The 14,512-nt window shown below is 54.9% G+C and carries 14 protein-coding genes; 7 read left to right on the top strand and 7 right to left on the bottom strand.

From position 1 onward, the window contains the following. Positions 1-129 precede the first annotated feature (129 nt). Positions 130-897, top strand: a complete 768-nt coding sequence (locus C1896_11320) for a DUF1264 domain-containing protein (protein ID AZZ47632.1) — start codon at positions 130-132, stop codon at positions 895-897. 192 nt (positions 898-1,089) lie between these two features. On the opposite strand, the gene C1896_11315 is transcribed toward C1896_11320, so the two are convergent. Then, complete coding sequence (locus C1896_11315) at positions 1,090-1,878, bottom strand: sulfite exporter TauE/SafE family protein (GenBank protein AZZ45436.1); 789 nt, start codon at positions 1,876-1,878, stop codon at positions 1,090-1,092. Positions 1,879-2,047: 169 nt separating this feature from the next. On the opposite strand from C1896_11315, the gene C1896_11310 reads away from it, so the two are divergent. Both C1896_11310 and C1896_11305 read left to right on the top strand, forming a co-directional pair. Further along, positions 2,048-3,210 (top strand): IS3 family transposase gene (locus C1896_11310; protein ID AZZ45435.1). Its coding sequence is split into 2 segments (ribosomal slippage): positions 2,048-2,303 and positions 2,303-3,210, totalling 1,164 coding nucleotides; the frame shifts between segments, so codons are not numbered across the junction. A 30-nt stretch (positions 3,211-3,240) separates the two neighbouring features. After that, positions 3,241-3,744: a hypothetical protein gene (locus tag C1896_11305; GenBank protein ID AZZ45434.1), complete on the top strand. Its 504-nt coding sequence runs from the start codon at positions 3,241-3,243 to the stop codon at positions 3,742-3,744. Positions 3,745-4,418: 674 nt separating this feature from the next. On the opposite strand, the gene C1896_11300 is transcribed toward C1896_11305, so the two are convergent. Further along, complete coding sequence (locus C1896_11300) at positions 4,419-4,826, bottom strand: hypothetical protein (protein AZZ45433.1); 408 nt, start codon at positions 4,824-4,826, stop codon at positions 4,419-4,421. Between the two features lie 160 nt (positions 4,827-4,986). On the opposite strand from C1896_11300, the gene C1896_11295 reads away from it, so the two are divergent. Both C1896_11295 and C1896_11290 read left to right on the top strand, forming a co-directional pair. Further along, positions 4,987-5,499, top strand: a complete 513-nt coding sequence (locus C1896_11295) for an RNA polymerase subunit sigma-24 (protein AZZ45432.1) — start codon at positions 4,987-4,989, stop codon at positions 5,497-5,499. A 65-nt stretch (positions 5,500-5,564) separates the two neighbouring features. Continuing rightward, the gene (locus C1896_11290) at positions 5,565-6,248 is read left to right on the top strand and encodes a transmembrane activator of PrtI (protein AZZ45431.1); all 684 of its coding nucleotides are present in this window, start codon (positions 5,565-5,567) and stop codon (positions 6,246-6,248) included. Positions 6,249-6,677: 429 nt separating this feature from the next. Here C1896_11290 and C1896_11285 read toward each other — a convergent pair whose 3' ends face one another. From C1896_11285 to C1896_11275, 3 genes are all read right to left on the bottom strand, one after another. Beyond that, positions 6,678-7,325, bottom strand: coding sequence for a protein-methionine-sulfoxide reductase heme-binding subunit MsrQ (locus tag C1896_11285; GenBank protein ID AZZ45430.1), 648 nt, complete (start codon positions 7,323-7,325; stop codon positions 6,678-6,680). Further along, positions 7,325-8,338: a protein-methionine-sulfoxide reductase catalytic subunit MsrP gene (locus tag C1896_11280; protein ID AZZ45429.1), complete on the bottom strand. Its 1,014-nt coding sequence runs from the start codon at positions 8,336-8,338 to the stop codon at positions 7,325-7,327. The genes C1896_11285 and C1896_11280 overlap by 1 nt, the downstream gene beginning before the upstream one ends. A gap of 276 nt (positions 8,339-8,614) precedes the next feature. Continuing rightward, positions 8,615-9,613 (bottom strand): YeiH family putative sulfate export transporter, encoded by a 999-nt coding sequence (locus tag C1896_11275; GenBank protein AZZ45428.1) that lies wholly within the window; start codon positions 9,611-9,613, stop codon positions 8,615-8,617. A 99-nt stretch (positions 9,614-9,712) separates the two neighbouring features. Here C1896_11275 and C1896_11270 point away from each other — a divergent pair, with 99 nt between their 5' ends. Next, complete coding sequence (locus C1896_11270; GenBank protein AZZ45427.1) at positions 9,713-10,660, top strand: LysR family transcriptional regulator; 948 nt, start codon at positions 9,713-9,715, stop codon at positions 10,658-10,660. Between the two features lie 1,360 nt (positions 10,661-12,020). Then, the gene (locus tag C1896_11265) at positions 12,021-12,389 is read left to right on the top strand and encodes a transcriptional regulator (GenBank protein AZZ47631.1); all 369 of its coding nucleotides are present in this window, start codon (positions 12,021-12,023) and stop codon (positions 12,387-12,389) included. A 178-nt stretch (positions 12,390-12,567) separates the two neighbouring features. On the opposite strand, the gene C1896_11260 is transcribed toward C1896_11265, so the two are convergent. Next, positions 12,568-14,028: a YncE family protein gene (locus tag C1896_11260; GenBank protein ID AZZ45426.1), complete on the bottom strand. Its 1,461-nt coding sequence runs from the start codon at positions 14,026-14,028 to the stop codon at positions 12,568-12,570. Positions 14,029-14,041: 13 nt separating this feature from the next. Next, on the bottom strand, positions 14,042-14,473 hold the full coding sequence (locus C1896_11255; GenBank protein AZZ47630.1) for a DUF305 domain-containing protein: 432 nt from the start codon (positions 14,471-14,473) through the stop codon (positions 14,042-14,044). Positions 14,474-14,512 lie beyond the last annotated feature (39 nt).

Below are 14,512 nucleotides of genomic sequence, written 5' to 3'. Positions count from 1 at the left end.
AAGCAACAAGAAAAGAGGATGAAAAACATGCAGCCAGAAACTTTTTCGCTGAAAACAACCTATCAGCGTCCGCCCGCTTGCGGAAAATATTTAGTTCAGCAGAACAGGAAAGTTTTCTGCATCGCAACCATGGCGGTAGTCTCGGGCTGTACCGGTTTCGGCACGGTCAGCTCGTCAACTGAACCGGCTGGAAGAGCAGAATCTACCAAAACCAATGTTTTGGAGGCAGGAGCAGCCATGCTCCAAACGGATTCGCCTCTGGATCCCATGAACGTCTATTTGGTCGGCTTTCATCCCATGAAAGATGATCCATCACATCAAATGGAAGCGCATCATTTTTGCACTCAAGCCAACGAAGATTTTGCGCAATGCGCATTGTTCGATGGAAACACACGAAGCGCGAATTTGAACGGTATCGAATACATAATTTCTGAAAAGATTTTCGAAAGTTTACCGGAATCAGAAAAACAGTATTGGCATCCCCATAATGGAGAGATTCTTTCGGGACAGCTGGTTGCACCTGGCCTGCCGGTTAAAGCAGACCATGAACTTATGAAAAGCAAAATGAACAGCTACGGTAAGACTTGGCATACGTGGGATGCAACCCATGGCAAGCCAGGCGAGTCGTTGCCATTTGGAGAACCGAAGCTCGCATGGTCGTTTAATCGGATTGGTGAGGCCAAAAAGGGATTGGTGGAAAGCCGAGACAAGCGTATGGATATCAATACGGAGGAACGTCGTAACGCCAGACAGGACCTTTTGCCACTGGCCAAGCCCCAGAGCGGCGTGGATGCGCTCAAGGGCCAATTTGAACGCCCCACCCGATCCATTCCCGGTGTTGTTGATAAAAAAACCACAAATCAGTCCGAGGCGCTGTCGGAATCGGATTCTAGATAGAGGTCAGTCGTTTGCCGATATAAAGGCTTTTCTCTCCTGAGGAGACTGATTACGGTATCTGTTCGAAGCCGTGCAGTAATGCGCCTTATTCCTGCGCTATTTCCAGAAGCGCTTGGCCGGCTGATCCTGCCAAACCAAGCGCAGCTCTGCCGTTGCAGCGCTAAAACCAAGCATATGCCCGGATAACCTACGTCAATACCGGATGCTTTCGATCATCAAGGCGACCGCTGCAATAAATGCAATCAACCCAAAGCCTTTCTGAAGCCTCTTGCCGTCCAAGCGCGCAGAAATTGATTGCCCCGTCAGCATTCCTGCAATCGCACCCGCAGAAAATGGAAGAGCAACTGTCCAGTCAAGATTGCCAGCTAACACTGAAGACGATACGCCGCTAACCGACACAAGCCCTATGACTGCCAATGATGTTGCAGTAACAGATCGCATAGACAGATCGCTGTAACGGCCCAGTGCCGGTACCAGGACAAATCCCCCGCCTACGCCGAGAAGCCCGGAGAGGAAACCAGCCAGCGAACCCGACGCTGAGACAATTGCTGCGCAGCGAGACGTCCAACGAAACCGCCCCGTCTGAGGATTGAGCTGACAAGGAATTGCTCGCGCATGAATAGCATGACGGCTTGGCTGCCGGACGGAACGGAACGCTACGTAAAACAAAACAAGAGCGAACAGCATGGCAAGCATGCTGTGCTCTAATCTTCCCGCAGCCCAGACACCCGCAGGAGCAAGCAACATGCCGCAGAAGGCCATCAGTACAGCCGCCTTGTAGCGAACTATTCCTTCCCTAAGACCGATAACCGCCCCCACCCAGGCCGCCAAACCAACAGCAAGCAAGCCAATAGGTGCCGCTTGAGGCAAACCAAGGCCCATCACAAACACCAACAAGGGGACCGTCAGGATGCCTCCCCCCGCCCCTGTAAGCGCTAGGACAATGCCAACGAGCAAGCCGAGTCCAAACTCAATGACCATAAGCCGCCCTGTCCGGGCGCCTCGGCCGAGTCATGCGGATACTAACGCAGCTAATCACTGCGGCTTATCCGCTAAGCGAGTCTGCAGCTCGTACAGCGCCATGTAGTGGTCTACTAAACCCGGACACCTATTTAGGGCGAGAATGCTCGCCATAGAAAGAGGTGTCTAAATGAGCAAACAACGTCGTACGTTCACGCCCGAATTCAAGCGAGAGGCTGCCTGCTTGGTGCTCGACCAGGGCTACAGCCATATCGAAGCGGCTCGCTCGCTTGGGCTCGTTGAGTCGGCTCTGCGCCGATGGGTTAGTCAGCTCCAAGAAGAGCGAAACGGCATTACCCCGACCAGCAAAGCGCTGACGCCCGAGCAGCAAAAGATTCAGGAGCTGGAAGCCCGGATCAATCGCCTGGAACGGGAAAAATCGATCCTAAAAAAGGCCACCGCGCTCTTGATGGCCGAGGAGCACGAGCGTTCGCGTTGATTGATCAGTTCCGGTCTGAAGAGCCGATTGATCTGTTGTGCTCGGTGTTTGAAGTCCCCCGTTCCTGCTATTACGCGCACTGCCGCAAGCGCCGATCTCCTGACGTTGAGCGGCTGCTTTTGCGAAGCCGCGTGAACGAGCTTTTTACCCAAAGCCGCAGTGCGGCGGGAAGCCGAAGCATCATGTTCATGATGCGCGAAGACGGGATCGAGATTGGACGGTTCAAGGTACGTAAACTGATGAGCGATATGAAACTAATCAGCAAGCAGCCCGGTTCGCACGCTTATAAAAAGGCGACGGTCGAGCGGCCGGATATCCCGAACATACTGGATCGGGAGTTCACCGTATCCGCACCGAATGAAGTCTGGTGCGGTGACATCACGTATGTGTGGGCTCAAGGTCGTTGGCACTATGTGGCGGCTGTGCTCGATCTCTTTTCCCGCCGCGTAGTGGGCTGGGCGTTTTCATCGAAGCCCGATGCCGACCTGGTCATCAAGGCCTTGGATGTGGCCTACGAGCAGCGTGGCCGCCCACAGAACGTGCTGTTTCACAGCGATCAGGGCAGCCAATATGGAAGTCGCAGTTTCCGCCAGCGCCTGTGGCGTTACCGGTTCAAACAGAGCATGAGTCGGCGCGGAAACTGCCATGACAATGCGCCAATGGAGCGGTTGTTCCGGAGCTTGAAAACGGAATGGGTGCCGAGCGTGGGCTACATGAGCCCTGCGCTGGCACAGCAAGATATCGGTCGGTATCTGATGCAACGCTACAACTGGCAACGGCCACATCAATTCAATGGCGGGCTACCGCCCGCCGTCGCTGAGGAAAAACTTAACGCAGTGTCCGGGATTAGTTGACCACTACACAACGCACATGCGCTGAGTGTGATGCTCTTGGGGTTTGGGGTGGCTGGTTTTATCGGGAATATGTTTGGGGGTTGGGCTGTCGGTAAAAGTCCTCAATCAGCGCTAGTGCTGGCATCAGCTCTAGTCGGCGTCCCGTTATTGCTGCTAGTGGTCTTGCCGATCAATACGTTGGTGACAATAGGGCTGGTAATGGTTTGGGGGCTGGGTTTTGGCCTGCTTCCAACAGCCATGCAGGGCTGGCTTTTCACCATTGCACCGGACCGCTTAGAGCTGATGGGTGCACTTCTTGTTTCCAGTGTTCAGATGTCGGTTGGATTGGGTGCCCTATTAGGGGGGCTGCTAGTTGACCACTACAGCCTGCAGAGTACATTTGTTCTAGGAGGAATACTGGCTACGATTGCGACAGTGGTAGTGGCTAAAAGCGATACTCAGACCGATAGTAAGCGGCAACCGGCTTTCGCTAGTTTTGAGCGGGGCACACGGAACACCATTCAAAAAGACGTGGCAGTGATGTTGCGAAACTAATCTTTGTGCAACATACGCACGCGACGGGTATCGTCAAAATGCCATATATGCAGGAAATAAGCATGGAGCTGAGGGATATGAATTCCGCCGGCTTGGAAAACGCTTCGCTAGGTTTCAGCTGTAAATGCTGTGTCGCCTGGACCAGCCGAAACTCTATTGAAGGGTTGTAGCACATGCCGGATAACTTAAAAGTCGTTAAATGCTCTAGTGCCTGCAAACGGTCAGACTCCCCCGAAAGCATCCTAATCGCGCCCGATCCTCTGGTGCTGGCTGGTCCGGCACTGTGATCGGGGCTTGTAGCACGGCCAGTCTTACGAAGAGGGGCGAAAGGGAAAGAATAATTACTATTGATCTTGCCGCGCCTAGGATCTCGTCACTTTCTGTATAGTCGACCGCGATGATCGCGGCGCCCAGCATCAGTGGGTGAGGAATGCTAAGTGCGATCATTCAGTGCAGCCATTTCGCAATGGTACCCTGCGGCTCGTGCGTCAATATCACTCTCCTGATCAGATGCCCACAGCAGGAACGCAAGCGCTATACGAATAGCTCTGCAAGTGAAACTGAAAAATCGTTTTTGAGAAGGCAGACCTTCTGCTTAGGCTATTGGACATTCCCCGCAGAAGGCCGCCTTAGGGCAGCTAAAAAGCGATGCTCTTCGCTTGAGCGGAGGCCTTCTACTTAACAGCCCAAACCTCGTCCGCCAGCTGACCCTTCCGATAGGTCATGGTTTGAATAACCTGAAGCTCTTTTTGGCCTTTATACAGGACCCTGGCAGAGACAGTTGTTTCGTCCACAGATGCTTTCTCAACCAGCTCTTCTATGTTTGCGGATAGCGGACCTTGGCCTTCCACGAACTTTTGCCACACTTTTTCGATCGAGTCTGTACCGTCATACGATCCCTGCAATGGCCCACCTTTCCAGGAAAGATGGGCATAGGGTGCATACTGGCCTAGCAACGCTGGCAGGTCATTTTCCGCTATTGCCCGGATGTGTAGCCTGGCGTCATCTTCAGCCGTGCCGGCTTGTGCAAGACCTGCAGAGGCCAGGAGAAAGAGAGTCATGGGGAGTGCTTTGATATTCATAGGGGCGTCCTAAAAGGAAAGAACCAGCGTACTCCGTGTGAGCACACGCTAGTACTACGCCCCGCTAAGGTTTTTATTCCGAATTTTTTCTGGAGACTGGAATAATTTGCTCACCTGATCGTCTAGCGTCTGACAGCTAACCAAGCAGGCCTCTAATCAAATGACGCAAGGGATCACAGACGAACAGTTCCGAGAGCTTCTTCCTCGTCTTCGCCGTTTTGCTCTATGGCTCACGCGAAACAGCGCTACCGCTGACGACCTAGTGCAGTCTTCGGTCGAGAAGGCTTTAACTTGGCGCGGTACGCGTCAGGAAGACGGCGATCTACGCGCTTGGTTGTTCACCATTTTGTATCGGCAGTTCATCGACGGCCAGCGTCGCCAGCGTCGCTATGCTCGAATACTTTCAATTTTCACTTATGTTGACGAAGAGACCAGCGCTACTGAGGATGTAGCCGAAGCGCAATCCACGCTTGAAGCTTTCGGCAAGCTCACAGCTGAGCAACGAGCATTGCTCCTCATCGTAGGAGTTGAAGGGCTAAGTTACCGCGAAGCGGCAGAAAGCCTGGGTATTCCTATCGGGACCGTAATGTCCCGGCTGGCCCGCGCCCGCCAAGCGCTACGCGTTTTAAGCGAAGGGCAGATTAATCTTCCATATATGCGGTTACTGAAATGAAGCCGACCCTACCGACCTCAGATGAATTGAGCGCTTTCATAGATGGCGAACTCCCACCACGTCGAATGGCAGAAATCGAATCGTTAGCGGCCAAGGACTCAGAGCTAGCTCAAAAAGTCGCCTCGCTTGAATACGATGCTCAGCAGCTTCGGGCAGCGTTAGCTGGGCTTCCTACAAGTGCGCCTGCGATTGAGTTAGATCCGGCACGGCTTCGAGTTGAAATAAAGCAACGGCGGCAACGGCTCGTTGCGACTGCGGCTTCGCTAGTCCTAGCGCTAACGCTTGGCATCACTGGGGGGTGGCATGGTCGAGGAGCATTCACTCCATCAACTGGCCTGCCGATGGCTGACGCTGTTGAAGCCTATCGCTTATTTAACAGCGTTAGCTCTCCGGCCGTTGATCTCGCTACCCATGAAACCAGCACACTGCAGCGTTGGCTTGATTCGCACTTTGAGGCCGCAGCACCCATGCCGGACTTCGAACCGTACGGATTTCGGCCGGTCGGCGCGCGCTTGATGGCCACCGACCAAGGAGCCGCCGCCATGGTGCTGTATAGGGATGATCGAGGCGAGACCATACTGTTTTACGTTCGGCCTCCAGGGCACAAAACTATTGGCCGAGGTAGCCGACGAGCTGAGGGCTTAGTCGCCCAATACTGGGCGGACGGGACGTATCACTATGCTGTTGTGAGCCAAGGCACCAGTCCAAGATCCGCAGCCGTACAGCAAGCTATAGCTCCTTTGATATAGCGCGAATCGATAGAGCAGGTCCGGTGTAAGGTTCAGACGTGAGGAATGATAACGGCCTGTAAGCAAATATTAACAACTGGCCTATGAATGCGATATTCCAGGCAAAGGCGCGTGAGAAGCTCTGGGCGATATCTCGAAGACTGGAACCAGCCGGCCGCTTACAGATGACGGAATTAGGGATTCCTCTACCGCCCCTGCAGCGAGTCCATCCGGACGCTTAGAGTGGGTTGAGGCGTTCCGATGTGAGGCCGAACTGCGCTTCGGCAAGCTCCACCATCGTCCGAGTCGAGTTCGCCAGTGCAGTGGGCCGGGGTAGCTTCCGCATCCGTGCTCAGTGTCGATCAGGTATTTTGAAGAGTGGGCAAAGTAGGCCTAGCCGCTTGGCACCCCGAGAGCGCGGCCCTGTCATTGTTCGGCGCCCCCTTACTCTCAGTGATCCGCACTGGCATGTCGCGCTGAGGCGAGCCTGCCAGTTCGCGGCGGGGGTTGTCGGAGCTGCTTTAGACATCCCCTGGCCCGTGGTGTGCGCAACAGCATCAAAGCTGCGCCCAAGCTGAAGTAAAGTGTCCAAAGTGCGATATCCGATCGAACCACCCACAACATGTGCAGCAGCACTAAGCCGAGTATCAGGTAGACCAGCCGGTGCAGTGTTTTCCAGCGAGCACCAAGCATACGCATGCTAAAACGGTTAGATGTCGCCGCGAGCACGAGCAGACTCAGCCACGCCAGTGCTCCAACGATGATGTAGGGACGCTCGGTCAGCTCTGTACTGAGCTGCGACCATTCCTCCCCTAAGATAAACAGCAGATACGACACCAGGTGTAAGCATCCATAGGCGAAAGTCCATAGGCCGAGCTGTCTTCGGACTAGAGACCAGCCGGCCCAGCGCGTCACCCATTGCAAAGGCGACAGCGACAGCGTGAGGAGCAGGAGAATTAGGCCTCCAAGCCCTAGCCGCTCGACCAGTACTTTCCCCGGGTCAGGCCCGAGCGCAGAAGTCCACGCCTGATAGAGCCATAGCAGCGGCCAGACGGCCGCAGCGATGAACACTGCGCTGCGAAAGACCGGATGCTTCATCAGTAGAACTTGCTCAGATCCATCCCCTGATAAAGGCTCGCCACCTCGTCCTCGTATCCATTGAACATTAGCGTGTCGCGTACGTTCGGGCTGAAGAGATTGGTAGGCAGGCGCCGCTCGCGGGATTGCGTCCAGCGCGGGTGATCCACCTTGGGATTAACATTGGCGTAAAAGCCATACTCCTGAGGCGCAAGATTCTGCCAAGTCGTGTACGGTTGCTCTTCAACGAGGCTGATGCGCACTATCGACTTGATGCTTTTGAAGCCGTATTTCCAAGGTACGACCAGCCGCATCGGCGCACCGTTTTGCTCGGCTAGGACGCGACCATACATGCCGACCGCCATAATCGTAAGGGGATGCATGGCTTCATCCATTCGCAGCCCTTCGCGATACGGCCAGTCAATCAGACCAAAGCGTGACTTCACGGCTGGCATCACTTCGGGCAAAACCGCCGTCTGGAAGCTCACATACTTGGCGCCACCCGTGGGTTCGGCACGCTTGATCAGCTCAGCGAGGGGGAAGCCCAGCCAGGGAATAACCATCGACCAGGCTTCCACACAACGCAGCCGATAGATGCGCTCCTCAAGCCGGTGGGGCTGCACGAGGTCTTCAATACTATAGGTGCCAGGCTTGCCTACCGCGCCGTCTATTTCAACCGTCCAAGGCTGCGTATCCATTGCACCGGCACGTTTCGCCGGGTCATCCTTGTTTGCGCCAAATTCATAAAAATTGTTATAGCCAGTTGCGTCGTCGAAGGGCGTAATGGCTTCTCCACTGGCTATCATTGCCTTCCACCGAGCGGCCTGCAGTTTGTTGGAAAACCAAGCCGGTTGCTTGCCTGGCACCTGAACGTCATATGGCCCCGCTCCCTGCTCCGCGCGGCAAAGCCCCGGCAAGGCGATTGCAGCGACGCCAGCAGCACCTGCTATGAACCGCCGCCTAGATAGATATAAAGCTTCCGGAGTGATCTCCGATGGCTGGCAACGGGAATTGCTTGGTATCTCTACTAGCATGAAGGCCTCGCTATGATTCGTTGGCCTTGCAGCGATCCACTGCGGGCCTTGACCCGTCCGATGCCGCTCCGATTGCGCGTTGCAGGCGTACCTGCCCCAGCCGGGATAACTGCAGCATCAAGTCGGCTGGGATTATGAACGCACTCGGTTGCATACCGGCGTACTCGTATTACGAGCGCCACTACGATTTATTCCCAAAAGCGTTAGGCTTCATCGAAATCTCTTTTCATGGGCATCCAGTGCCTGGAACGAGGACTGCTTCGTAGTCCACTGACGTCAAATGCGAGCAAGGACACTCACCGATGCCAGCCCACCACCGGTCAGAAGGACAAACAGGCACAGCGCGAGAGCAAACGGTTTGATCCCCAATGCAGCCAGCTTTTCCAGCCGCGTCTCGTATCCCAGCGCCGCCATGGCCATGGTTAGCGCGACCTGACCGGCCAGCACCAACCCGTCATGTAGTGCTGTCGGCAGATGCACAATGCTGTTAAAGCCAACCATCACCAGGAACCCAAAGGCGAACCAAGGGATCACCAAGGTCCCCCGCCTGGTGCTATCCGCCGCGGTTCGCCGCTTGAGCCACCATTGGCCTACCAGCAACAGGAAGGGGACCAGCAGCATGACGCGTACGAGCTTGACGATCACAGCGTTGGCCAAGGCCGCTGGTCCCACTGCGTCGCCAGCGGCGATAACCTGCGCCACCTCGTGAATCGTTGCTCCGAGGTAAACGCCAAACTGAGCTTCGTCCATTCCGGTGAGCGGGTACAGCAGTGGATACACGAGCATCGCCAGCGAGCCGAACAACACTACGGTTGCCACGGCCATCGAAGTCGCCGCAGGACGTGCGCGAATGGTCGCTTCGGTCGCCAGTACCGCAGCCGCCCCACAAATCGCACTGCCTGCGCAGGTTAGCAGCGTGGTCTCGCAATCAAGCCCGAGCACCCGGGTGCCGAATTGATACCCGACCAACATCACGGTTCCGATGACGAGTACGTCGAGGAGCAGGATAGACGGACCCAGTGCGCCGATCTGCTGCAGCGTCATCGACAGGCCGAACAGCACGATGCCACCCCGCAGCAACCAGCGCGTAGCGAAATGCAGGCCGGGGCGCGCTGCCGACGCCAGCCGTTCGAGACGGGGCAGATTACCCATAATCAGGCCCAGCAAAAGCGCAAACACCAATGGACTGAATCCGCTCTCGCGCAGCCCAGGGATTAGCTTTAAGCCGTAGCCGCCGGCAGTCAGGATTCCACAGAGCATTAGCCCCTGCCACATAGTCGCTCTCCTCTGGCGCTTGTCGTTGCCCAAGGCTAGGTGCAAGGTAACGGCTATGTGAAAGTGGTTATAACGATATAACTAGTCGGAAAAAACACTATGCATTTAGGAGTTAGTTTTCGTCACCTACAGGTTTTCGTCGCCGTAACGCGCGCCGGCACAGTCAGCGCGGCCTCGCAAAACCTGAGTCTGTCGCAGTCGGCCACCAGCCAGTCGCTTGCCGATCTCGAGAAACACCTCGGCGTGCCCCTCTTCGAGCGACTCGGCAAGCGGTTGCAACTTAATGAGCTAGGCCGTCGACTGCTGCCCAAGGCCGAGCAACTGCTATATGACTTGGACACCTTCGTCGAGTCCGCTCGCGAGCCAGATGGTGAACTCCAAGGCATGCTGACCGTTGCGGCCAGTGCAACTATCGGAACCTACTTACTGCCTGGGCTGGCTGGGCGGTTCAGCGAGCGACACCCAGCGGTGGACCTTCAGATACGGCTTCGCAATACCGGCGAAGTGATCGCTGACCTGTTGCGGCTTGAGGCTGACCTGGGCCTGATCGAAGGCCAGTGCAGAGATCCGAAGCTCAAATCTGAAGTCTGGCGGCACGACGAGATGGTGGTAGTTTGCAACCCGGCGCACTCACTTGCCTCGCAAGGGCGTCTAGCCGACTCGGACATTCCGACCGAGCCTTGGATCTTGCGTGAACCCGGCTCGGGTTCGCGTGCGGTATTCGAAGCGGCCGTCCGTCCGCTCGTCGAGCGCATTAGGGTGCGAATGGAGCTGAGCCAGCACGAGGCCATCAAGCAAGCCGTACGTACCGGCTTCGGGTTGGGCTGCCTGCCGCGGCTAAGCGTGGCTGGTGAACTGGGGCGCGGCGAGCTGGTAGCGCTGGAGACAGACTTGCCGCTGACCCGCACCTTCTCGCTCGTATGGCACCCTGAGCGCTATCGCAGCCCGTTGTGGCAAGCCTTTAAGGTGTTTCTGCAGGAAGACGACCAGACGCTCGCAAAGCAAAAAGCCACCCAGTCAACGGCCAACCAGGTCAGGTCACTTTAATCTCGACCATTAGGCCAGCGATGCACAGCGCGGTGGCCATGAAGCCATCATTCAGGCGCCGCAAGGGAGCGGCGCTTTAGTGTGGCAGGTCGCTTTTCAATCCGTCCTCTCGGCCTGCTTCAGCTGGCCAAAGCCTGTTCATGGGATAAATCCGCGCACCGTTCGTACTCCGTCGGCCCTCTGGCACAAGGTGCCCGTCCTCGAAGATTTCTACGAAACCCTCAATCCGGGCGGCGGTTCGACACATGACTTCATAGGCCAGATATTCTTTGCGTGCTTATAACAAGGAAGGTGTACGCGGATGATGTAGGGGTAGCATGGCGGTGATCGTCCAGCATTTGAAACCCGTTTAGATATCCAGTAGTGAGCTTGGTGATAGCTACGCATGCTGCCGAAAAAGAACTCTTGTCCCTACCTCTAGCTTACCCAGCTCTCTGTGCCGGTGGCTTTACGGTGCGAGGAATGAACGGCTCCGCCCAGTAAGCTTGCTGGCTGAGCACATTGCAGGATCACCGCTGACCTAGTTACAGGCGCGCCAACATGGTAAGCAGCTGACGATACGGTATCAGCGGCGTCGATAATCACCATAACTAGACTTTCTTCTGCATCAGCCAGCGAAACATGATGATGAAGGCATTGGGTAACTCCGCCCGCTTCGACAGAGGATCTATGCCATGAATCATTTTGCCGCCATCGCCAGCATCGTCAATGCATCTTCATTCGCCAGTTTGGCAACCGCTGAGCCCTACCAAAAACCCAACAGCAGCACCGCGCGCGCCTACCGTTCTTGACTCGCAATTGGATCGCCGCACGGTCAGTGATAAGAGTCCAACCAAGTGAACGCCAACGCTCATCTAACCGATCTCAAGACCTACGGCATAACTCATGCCCACATAGACGAGCGCGCAATTCATTATGAGTCTTAGCTCGCCGTGCAGATGGCGGATGGCGGATGGCGGATGGCGGATGGATCAATGGCTATTCTTCACATGCCCACCAGCTTAGGGGAGCGCCGAGCAATTAAGCGCGCTTTGTTTTGTATCAATCCATGCATTAACTTCTCGCGCACAGGTAAGGCATCAGCTAGGCCATCACAACTAGATGACCAGCCTGCCAGCATTCGAATCAGATGATAACGAGCTATGCCTCGCTTTTCTATCAACTTGATCGGCGGAACTTACGGGAAAAATTATATGGTACCGCTGGCTTTGGTCACGCTTGTTCGACTCCGGTAGCTGTGCCTCGGTCCGTTGCGATGAGGCAAAAGCACGCACCGAGTATTTTTTTCAGCCCATTACGCTTATATTGATGATGTTCCACGTCTAGCTGTTACCACAATTTATTGATTATGGGTTATGAAATGTCAAAGATCGCGGAGTATCGGGCGCTAGAGGCTCAGATTGGAGAACAACTAAAGCGCCTGGAGGCCCTGAAAGCCGATAGTGCGCTGAAGAAAGAAATAGAGTTCGAGCAGAAGCTCAAAGCCCTTCTCGAAAAATATGACATGAGCCTGAAAGATATTATCGGCATCTTCGAACCAGACGCCGGCGGGAATGCGCGTAAGGGCGCAGCGCCCACGGCTAAAATTTCCCGTCGTGAGCGGATCGTTAAACGTTATAAGAACCCGAGCAACGGTGAGATTGTTGAGACGAAGGGCGGCAACCACAAGGTACTTAAAGCTTGGAAGAAAGAATATGGAAATGACACGGTTGAGAGTTGGCGACAATAATTAGGCCTGTTGGATGAGCCGCGCTTGCCTTAGCTCTTTGAGCGCACCCGTTCAACCTTGAACGGGTGCAGTCCTACACGACCGACCCAAACCAGTGAACTACAAGCGATATTGGATAAACGTTCTTTAGTTCCCTTATCTGCGGCCGACCGCCTGGTCTAGATCCGCGCGTGCTAGGTTACAGGACTTGGCGTTGAATGATATCGCCCAGCTTATCGGCACTGCCGGCGACTATCACTAGGTAACGTTTGAGCCCTTCCTTCGGCTGACTGACGACCTGCCTGATTGGTCCGACAGCGTTTACGATAGCAGCGCCTGCTGGATTGCTGTTAAACGAAGCCAAAGGCTGCAAATGTCCTGTTCCATCCGACCGTTCAGCAAACGCAAGCGTATATGGGTGCTTAGGCTCCAACCCTGTCACCGAAGCCTGTAAGACTTGCGTTAGGCCCTGTTCGAATAGGGTGACTGTAGTCGGGACAGCTTCACTATCTTTTCGTCCAGAAGGAGCAAGCTTTAGCTGAACGGTCTGCGCCGCGAGACCGAGCGGTTGGAGATTTGCCTTTCCATCTCCTTCAGGCACAGCGTTAGGAACGTACACAACCGCCTGAGGTGCTTGGCCTATCGCGATGTTTTTTACGACCTTATTCGTCTTGGTGTCAATTACAGCGAGCGCATCAGCATTTTCTAAACCAACGTACATACGACTGCCGTCACCAGATGGCCAAAGACCATGCGGAAGATGCCCTACGTCGATCGTAGTCAGAAGGTCGAAAGTGTCAGTGTCGAATACTTGAACCTGATTGAGACCACCCACGGTGACATATGCTCGGGTACGCCCATCAACGTGAGCGAGATTAACGTGGTTGGTTATAGGTCCCGTATCAAGTGTCCGCATCAGCTTGAAGGGTGGCCTTGCGTCAAATACCTGGACCTTGCCAACATCTTTGAGAGTAAGCCATAGCTGTTTGCCGTCGGGGGACGCTGCTAGATCGGGGCAGAAAGGGCTTGCCTGTGGGAGCGTTCCGACAACCTTATGGTTAGCTAGATCGATTACGCTAGTTTCAGGGCTGAATGACGAGCAGACATATCCGTACTTACCGTCCGGAGAAAATATCTGCATTCCAGGCCCCGCGGGGACTTTGATCCGTGTCTTCTGCTCAAAGGTCTTCGTATCGATCACAGCGATGTAATCTTCCCCGCGGACTGTCACCCACACTTCCTTCCCGTCAGGGGTAAAAAAAGCTTCGTGAGGTGAACGGCCTAGATAAGTCACGTGCTTGATTGAGTTGGTTGCAGTATCAATAAAGCTGACCGAATTTGAGCCGATTGAAACGACCGCTAGCGTGCGGTGATCCGGTGAGAAGCCCAAACCATGTACTAATACCTGGCCACGATACAAAGGACTGAGATTTCCCGGCTGTGGATCGCCAAGACGTATTACCCCCAACAGTTCATTGCTGGCTGGGTCAGTAACAGAAACCGTATTGGAAAATTGTTCTGCAGCATAAACACGGTCACGATGGCTGATTGGGATGTCGGGCTTGTTGGTTGAGCCGGGAACTTGTCCAGCGAACAATGGCGCCGAGAGCGTTACCAAGGCGGCCGCAATCGCCGCGCGGAGACGTAAGCGATGTGTCATAGATAGCTCCGATTTAGTGGGGGGTATGGTGCGGATTGGTAGGAGATTGCTGAACCGAAGCAGTAGTTTGTGTCGGCAATGGATCGCCGATAGCGAGTCTCATTGCAAAGATTTCTTGCTCCTGAGTGATGATGATTTCTTGAGCTAAGCGCTTCAGGGGTTCGCTAGTCCCGTAGCGGAGCATGGCTTGCGCCATGTCTATCGCACCCTGATGGTGCGGAACCATCATCTCAACGAAATCGCGATCAACGTCGCCTGTTGGAGATACGTGCATGGCTTCCATCATGCGTGCCATGGCAGCATCGTTATCCGCTACAAAACCAGATGGTGCTGAAGAGTGGTCCGTATGACCTTCACAAGCGAAAGCGGTGGTGCTGCAAGCTAAAACACTGAGAAACAGTACTAGCTGGGCAGTTGGGTATGTCGGTAGCGCTTTGGTTGTCATCGCTCGATCCTGAAGTGCGTTGTGTGCAGTCAGGACGAA

The sequence above is a fragment of the Pseudomonadaceae bacterium SI-3 genome (genome assembly GCA_004010935.1).
Lineage (GTDB): Bacteria > Pseudomonadota > Gammaproteobacteria > Pseudomonadales > Pseudomonadaceae > Stutzerimonas.
The sequence above is the reverse complement of the archived record's forward strand: the minus strand, read 5'-3'. Positions and strand labels throughout refer to the sequence as shown.

Coding starts and splice junctions, on each gene's coding strand:
- C1896_11280 (AZZ45429.1), bottom strand. CDS start 8,338: ATGCTAGTAGAGATACCAAGCAATTCCCGTTGCCAGCCATCGGAGATC.
- C1896_11300 (AZZ45433.1), bottom strand. CDS start 4,826: ATGAATATCAAAGCACTCCCCATGACTCTCTTTCTCCTGGCCTCTGCA.
- C1896_11270 (AZZ45427.1), top strand. CDS start 9,713: ATGCATTTAGGAGTTAGTTTTCGTCACCTACAGGTTTTCGTCGCCGTA.
- C1896_11265 (AZZ47631.1), top strand. CDS start 12,021: ATGTCAAAGATCGCGGAGTATCGGGCGCTAGAGGCTCAGATTGGAGAA.
- C1896_11255 (AZZ47630.1), bottom strand. CDS start 14,473: ATGACAACCAAAGCGCTACCGACATACCCAACTGCCCAGCTAGTACTG.
- C1896_11285 (AZZ45430.1), bottom strand. CDS start 7,325: ATGAAGCATCCGGTCTTTCGCAGCGCAGTGTTCATCGCTGCGGCCGTC.
- C1896_11275 (AZZ45428.1), bottom strand. CDS start 9,613: ATGTGGCAGGGGCTAATGCTCTGTGGAATCCTGACTGCCGGCGGCTAC.
- C1896_11320 (AZZ47632.1), top strand. CDS start 130: ATGGCGGTAGTCTCGGGCTGTACCGGTTTCGGCACGGTCAGCTCGTCA.
- C1896_11290 (AZZ45431.1), top strand. CDS start 5,565: ATGGCAGAAATCGAATCGTTAGCGGCCAAGGACTCAGAGCTAGCTCAA.
- C1896_11315 (AZZ45436.1), bottom strand. CDS start 1,878: ATGGTCATTGAGTTTGGACTCGGCTTGCTCGTTGGCATTGTCCTAGCG.
- C1896_11260 (AZZ45426.1), bottom strand. CDS start 14,028: ATGACACATCGCTTACGTCTCCGCGCGGCGATTGCGGCCGCCTTGGTA.
- C1896_11305 (AZZ45434.1), top strand. CDS start 3,241: ATGCTCTTGGGGTTTGGGGTGGCTGGTTTTATCGGGAATATGTTTGGG.
- C1896_11295 (AZZ45432.1), top strand. CDS start 4,987: ATGACGCAAGGGATCACAGACGAACAGTTCCGAGAGCTTCTTCCTCGT.